Here is a 6123-nt window from a genome sequence, read left to right on the forward strand (position 1 = left end):
GTGAAGGACTCGGCCGGCAAGTCGGGCACCACCAGCTTCACCTGGACGGTGACCACCGGTGGCGGCGGCAGCTGCACCCCGGCGCAGCTGCTGGGCAACGCGGGCTTCGAGACCGGCACGGCCGCGCCGTGGACGGCGAGCTCCGGTGTCGTCGACAACAGCACGGGCCAGGCCGCGCACGGCGGTTCGTGGAAGGCGTGGCTGAACGGCTACGGCTCCGCCCACACCGACTCGCTGTCCCAGACGGTCACCATCCCGGCGGGCTGCAAGGCCACGCTGAGCTTCTGGCTGCACATCGACACCGCGGAGACGGGCAGCACCGCGTACGACAAGCTGACCGTGTCGGTCAACGGCACCACGCTGAAGACCTACTCCAACGTGGACGCCGCGGCCCCGGTCCGGCTCCTGAGGGGCCGGTGAACCAGGACAGGTGAGGGGCCCGGCGGCTACGGCTGCCGGGCCCTTGTCGTGTGCGGTCCCGCTGCGGCTGCGGCTGCGGCTGCGGAAAACGGGAAAGACGGGCGATGCAGAAACGTATCTTCCAGGGACCTTGACGGTGTCTCCCGGTGACCTTAAGTTCAGCGCTGCAAGTTTCCGGCAAGTTACAGAAACTTCCTGCAGGCTTCAGCCTCCGGCTGCCCACCCCAGCCACCCCCAGGAGACGACGTGGTCACCACCGCCCCCACCCTCCCCCAGCCTTCGGCCGGGGGGACCCCCAGGGCCGCCCGCGCGGCCGGCGCGCTCGCCGCCTCGGCGGCGCTCGCACTCTCGCTCGGCACCGCCCTCGGCGCCCCCGCCGCCCAGGCCTCCCCACCCGCGAACAACGGCAAGGACGTCACCGCCACCCTCTTCGAGTGGCGCTTCGACTCCGTCGCCCAGGCCTGCACCTCCACGCTCGGCCCGAAGGGCTACGGCTTCGTCGAGGTCTCGCCGCCGCAGGAGCACATCCAGGGCTCCCAGTGGTGGACCTCCTACCAGCCGGTCAGCTACCAGATCGCCGGGCGGCTCGGCGACCGCACCTCCTTCAAGAACATGGTCGACACCTGCCACGCGGCCGGGGTCAAGGTGATCGCCGACGCGGTGGTCAACCACATGTCGGCCGGCTCCGGCACCGGCACCGGCGGCACGGTCTACAGCAAGTACAACTACCCCGGCACGTACCAGGACCAGGACTTCCACTCCTGCCGCCAGCCGATCAGCAACTACCAGGACCGCTCCAACGTCCAGAACTGCGAGCTGGTGAACCTCGCCGACCTGGACACCGGCAGCGCGTACGTCCAGACCACCATCGCGCACTACCTGGACGACCTCGGCTCGCTCGGCGTGGACGGCTACCGGATCGACGCCGCCAAGCACATCGCCGCCGCCGACCTCGCCGCGATCAAGGCCAAGATGGCCAACCCCAACGCCTACTGGGTCCAGGAGGTCATCTACGGCGCCGGCGAGCCGATCCAGCCCACCGAGTACACCGGCACCGGGGACGTCGACGAGTTCCGGGTCGGCACCGACCTCAAGCGCATCTTCACCAGCGACAAGCTCGCCAACCTCAGCGGCTGGGGCGCCTCCTGGGGCTACCTGCCGAGCAACCAGGCCCGCAGCTTCCTCGACAACTGGGACACCGAGCGCAACGGCTCCACCCTCAACTACACCTACGGCAACACCTACACGCTGGCCAACGTCTTCCTGCTGGCCTCGCCCTACGGCGCCCCCAACGTCTACTCCGGCTACGCCTTCACCAACAAGGACGACGGCCCGCCCAACGGCGGCACCGTCAACGCCTGCTACCAGGACGGCTGGAACTGCACCCACGCCTGGCGGCAGGTCGCCAACATGGTCGGCTTCCGCAACGCCGTCGCGGGCACCGCGGTGACCGACTGGTGGTCCAACGGCAACAATGCGATCGCCTTCGGCCGCGGCAACAAGGGCTACGTCGCGATCAACCACGAGAGCGGCGCGATCACCCAGACCTTCCAGACCGGCCTGCCGGCCGGCACCTACTGCGACGTCCAGCACGGCGACCCGCAGCCGGGCGGCGGCTGCACCGGGCCGACGTACCAGGTCGGCGCCAACGGGCAGTTCACCGCGACGGTCGGCGCGGGCGACGCCGTCGCGCTGTACGTCCAGCCGGGCGGCGCGACCGCCTCCGGCGCCTCGTTCAACGTCAACGCGACCACCTCGTACGGGCAGAACGTGTACGTGGTCGGCGACGCCGCGGCGCTCGGCGGCTGGGACCCGGCCAAGGCGCTGCCGCTCTCGTCCACCGGGTACCCGGTCTGGTCGCTCGCGCTCTCGCTGCCGGCCGGCACCTCCGTCCAGTACAAGTACCTCCGCAAGGACGCGAGCGGCGCGGTGACCTGGGAGTCCGGCGCCAACCGGACGGCGACGGTGCCCTCGGGCGGGGTCGTCACGCTGAACGACACCTGGCGGCCGTAGCGGCCCGTTGCCGCCGTAGCGGCCTCTCATGGGGGAACCCCGTCAGCCCGGGCTGACGGGGTTCCCCCATGAGAGGCCTGCGAGTCCTAGCCGCGCCCGATGTACGGCATGGCCGTCGCCATCACGGTGGCGAACTGCACGTTGGCCTCCAGCGGCAGTGCGGCCATGTGCCGCACGGTGCGTGCGACGTCGGTCACGTCCATGGTCGGCTCGGGGGCGATCCGGCCGTCCGCCTGCCGCACGCCCGCGCTCATCGCCGCCGTCATGTCGGTCGCCGCGTTGCCGATGTCGATCTGCCCGCAGGCGATCCGGTACGGGCGGCCGTCCAGCGACAGCGACTTGGTCAGGCCGGTGACGGCGTGCTTGGTCGCGGTGTAGGCGATCGAGTGCGGGCGCGGGACGTGCGCGGAGATCGAGCCGTTGTTGATGATCCGGCCGCCCTGCGGGTCCTGGGCCTTCATCTGCCGGAACGCGGCCTGGGCGCAGAGGAAGGCGCCGGTCAGGTTGAGGTCGACCACGGCCCGCCAGGCCGCCACTTCCAGCTCCTCCACGGGGACGGCCGGGCCGAAGCTGCCGGCGTTGTTGAACAGCAGGTCCACCCGGCCGTGGCGCTCGGCGGTCGCGGCGAACAGCGCGTCCACGGCCGCCGGGTCGGTGACGTCGGTCGGCAGCACGTCGGCCGGGGCGCCGCAGAGCCGGGCGGTCTCGTGCAGGGGCTCGGCGCGTCGGCCGGCCAGCACCGGCCGCCAGCCGGCCGCGGCCAGTTCGACCGCGACGGCGCGGCCGACACCGCTCCCGGCTCCGGTGACGACGGCGATCTGCTGGGGCATGGCTCTCTCCTCGGTGGCTGTTCTCGTGACTGTTCTCCCGGTCGGCCCGGGGGAGATCGTCCCGGATCGGCGGGCCGCCGTCACTGGTCGATGTGCCCAAAATCCGGTGGTCGGCCGGGATTGCGCCGTCGGCCCCGTCGTCGCCCCGTCGTCCGGCCCCCCGCCGACCGACCCCCGCCGACCGACGGGAGCGACCGAGGGTTTTACCTGATCGCGAACAAACATTGGATTTCCGGTGGCCGACGCGCAACCGGGCCACCCCGGCCCACGTCATAAGATCGCAGGAAGGCGCGCCCCCGCGAGGGGCGGCGCGCCATCGAACCGGGGGCCGCACCAGCGTCACGCCCCCGGTCTGTCCGGCCCCACCGGGGGGCCGCCGCCCGGTCAGCCGGACCGGGCGCGACATTCGGTCGGAGAGTCCTCACCGTGCTTAGGCAGTCGTCCCGTTCCCGTGCCGTCCTGTCCGGCGCCGCCGTGCTCGCCCTGGCCGCCTCGCTCGCGGCCTGCGGGAGTTCCGGCGGTGGAAAGGGGGACAGCGCCAAGGCGGACGCCGGCTCGACCGCGACCGGTGGCGCCGCGGGCACCCCGACCGGCACCGGCGCGGGCACCCCGGGCGGCGGGGCACCCGCGGTGCCCGTGGCCGTCGGCAAGGTGCTGATGCCCACCGGCCCGAACGCCAACCTGGGCAAGGCCCGGGACACCAACGCCGGGCCGATCCTCGTGACCACCGTGACCGGTGCGAAGTCGGGCGTCTCCGGCAAGGTCTGGGTCTGGCTGCCGCCCGAGTACAACGACCCCAAGTACGCCAAGACCGGCTTCCCGGTGCTGACCCTCTTCGCGGGCGGCCAGAGCAACGGCTACAACACCTGGACCGACAACCAGCTGCCGATCCAGGAGGAGAACGAGCGGCTGGTCAAGGAGGGCAAGTCCCACCCGTTCATCATGATCATGCCGGTGCAGAACTTCAACGGCGACGAGAAGAACGCGCTGGACTGCTCCGACATCCCGGGCCAGCCCAAGATGGGCACCTGGATGGCCGAGGACATCCCGGACTTCGTCCGCGCCAACTTCCGCACCGTCCAGGGCCGCGACGGCTGGGGCGTGATGGGCGCCTCCACCGGCGGCTTCTGCAGCGCCAAGCTCGCCCTGCAGCACCCGGAGGTCTACAAGGCCGCGGTGCCGATCGACGGCTACTTCATCCCGGACTCGCTGCTGTGGAAGGGCCACGACGCCGAGCGCGCGGCCAACAACCCCGACGTGCTGGTCAGCCAGGGCAAGGCCGACGTGAAGCTGTTCGTCACCGCCGGCGGTGCCAACCCGTACGAGACCAAGGTCGTCAAGAGCTGGGTGGCCAAGGCCGTCGCGCCGGTCACCATCGAGTACTACGAGCAGCCCGGCGGCAAGCACCTGACCTCGGACTTCAAGAAGATGATCCCGGACACCCTGGTGTGGCTGACCAAGAACCTGGCGGGGCCCGCGGCGGACTGAGCCGCTTCCTGCCTCCGCCTCCTGCCTCCAGCTCCCAGCTCCGCCTCCGCCGGTGCCGGCGACGCGCTCGCGTCCCCGGCGCCGGCGGTCGGCTTTTCCGCGGATTCCGCAGGTTCCGCGGGGCCTTCCCCAGCCTTCCCCAGCCTTCCGCGGCCGGCTCCGGCGAGCTCCCGCGCACCCCCGCGCAGGCCTGTGACCTGCGCGTCAATCGGACATTGATTCGCTTCTGATCGACTTCGAGCACCTTGGCTGGGCGGTCCTCCACCGGCCGCCACCGCCCGCCCTGCCCCAAGTCGTGAAGAGAGTGCCATGCCGATCCACCTGCTGCCCCAACCCGCCCCCACCGTGCCCGCACCCCGGAAGCCCGGAGCCGACTCCCGGGGCACGGACGCGTACGGACCGGCCTCGGACGACGACCCGGCCACCGTACGGTTCGCCGGACTGCGGCTGGTCCACGCCGCGCTGCGCCGGGACCTCGCCCGGCTGCCCAACGCGCTGCGGCTGCTCCAGCCCGGCGAGGACGACAAGGGCGAGGCGCTGCTGCGGCACTGGAACTTCCTGACCGCGATGCTGACCTGCCACCACGAGCAGCAGGACACCCGGATCTGGCCGATCGTGCGCCGCTTCGCGCCCGAGCTGCGGCTGCTGCTCAACTGGCTGGAGGCCGACCACCACAACCTCGACCACTCCTTCACCCGGGTCACCACGCTGGTCCGGATCGCCAGCCGGGACACCGGCAGCGCCTGGCCGGTCGCGTACGCCATGGAGGACCTGGCGGCCCGGCTGGAGACCCATCTGCGGATCGAGGAGCGCCAGTTGCTGCCCCGGATGGAGCGGGTGGTCGCCGACGGGTCCCGGCTCGGCGGCCTGGGCGAGCTGCTGGACCTGCTGCGGGTGGCGGACGGCCCGGGCACAGCGGACGCGCTGGCCTGGCTGCTGGAGGGCGTCCAGCCGGCCGCGATCGAGCGGCTGCTGGCCGAGTGCGACGATGACGTGGCCCGCAACTGGCCGCACTGGCAGGCGACCTACCAGCGCTGCACCGCGCCGCTGTGGGGGCCGGGCGACGGCCTGGAGGGCGTTCCGGGCGATGCCGCCGCCGACGGCCTGGGGCCCATCGCCGACTGAGCACCGGGGGTTTCGCGGGCCTTCGATCTACGCGCGTGGCATACGCCTGTGGCATATGCTCAGCGCGCGTCGGGCATCCGGTCGACCGGTCAACTCCCTTTGCCCCCTAGGGGATTGGACCCGGAACTCTCGGGGTTCGGTGGCCCGGCCGGTCCGGGCCGTACCAGGGAAGGCCTCGCGCCGACGGTTGACGGCAGGGTGTGCCCGCCCCGCTGCACTGACCCCTCCCCGGCGCCCCACCCACCGC

General features: G+C 72.0%; 4 protein-coding genes and 1 pseudogene. 4 read left to right on the plus strand and 1 reads right to left on the minus strand.

The annotated features are described in order from the left end of the window. Both OP86_RS31925 and OP86_RS31930 read left to right on the plus strand, forming a co-directional pair. Positions 1-420, plus strand: a pseudogene (locus OP86_RS31925) (M4 family metallopeptidase); the annotation flags it as partial. Between the two features lie 246 nt (positions 421-666). Beyond that, positions 667-2433, plus strand: a complete 1767-nt coding sequence (locus OP86_RS31930; protein ID WP_051831144.1) for a carbohydrate-binding module family 20 domain-containing protein — start codon at positions 667-669, stop codon at positions 2431-2433. A gap of 86 nt (positions 2434-2519) precedes the next feature. On the opposite strand, the gene OP86_RS31935 is transcribed toward OP86_RS31930, so the two are convergent. Beyond that, positions 2520-3263, minus strand: coding sequence for an SDR family oxidoreductase (locus tag OP86_RS31935; RefSeq protein ID WP_030261047.1), 744 nt, complete (start codon positions 3261-3263; stop codon positions 2520-2522). Positions 3264-3689: 426 nt separating this feature from the next. On the opposite strand from OP86_RS31935, the gene OP86_RS31940 reads away from it, so the two are divergent. After that, positions 3690-4751, plus strand: a complete 1062-nt coding sequence (locus OP86_RS31940) for an alpha/beta hydrolase (RefSeq protein WP_234435130.1) — start codon at positions 3690-3692, stop codon at positions 4749-4751. Positions 4752-5060: 309 nt separating this feature from the next. Further along, entirely contained in the window at positions 5061-5876 is an 816-nt protein-coding gene (locus tag OP86_RS31945; RefSeq protein ID WP_030061929.1) for a hemerythrin domain-containing protein, read from the plus strand. The last annotated feature ends 247 nt before the right edge of the window (positions 5877-6123 follow it).

It is taken from the genome of Streptomyces novaecaesareae (assembly GCF_000716875.1).
Lineage (GTDB): Bacteria > Actinomycetota > Actinomycetes > Streptomycetales > Streptomycetaceae > Kitasatospora > Kitasatospora novaecaesareae.

Excerpts from the sequence above, each read along its gene's own strand:
- OP86_RS31935 (WP_030261047.1), bottom strand. The coding sequence starts at position 3,263 with ATGCCCCAGCAGATCGCCGTCGTCACCGGAGCCGGGAGCGGTGTCGGC.
- OP86_RS31945 (WP_030061929.1), top strand. The coding sequence starts at position 5,061 with ATGCCGATCCACCTGCTGCCCCAACCCGCCCCCACCGTGCCCGCACCC.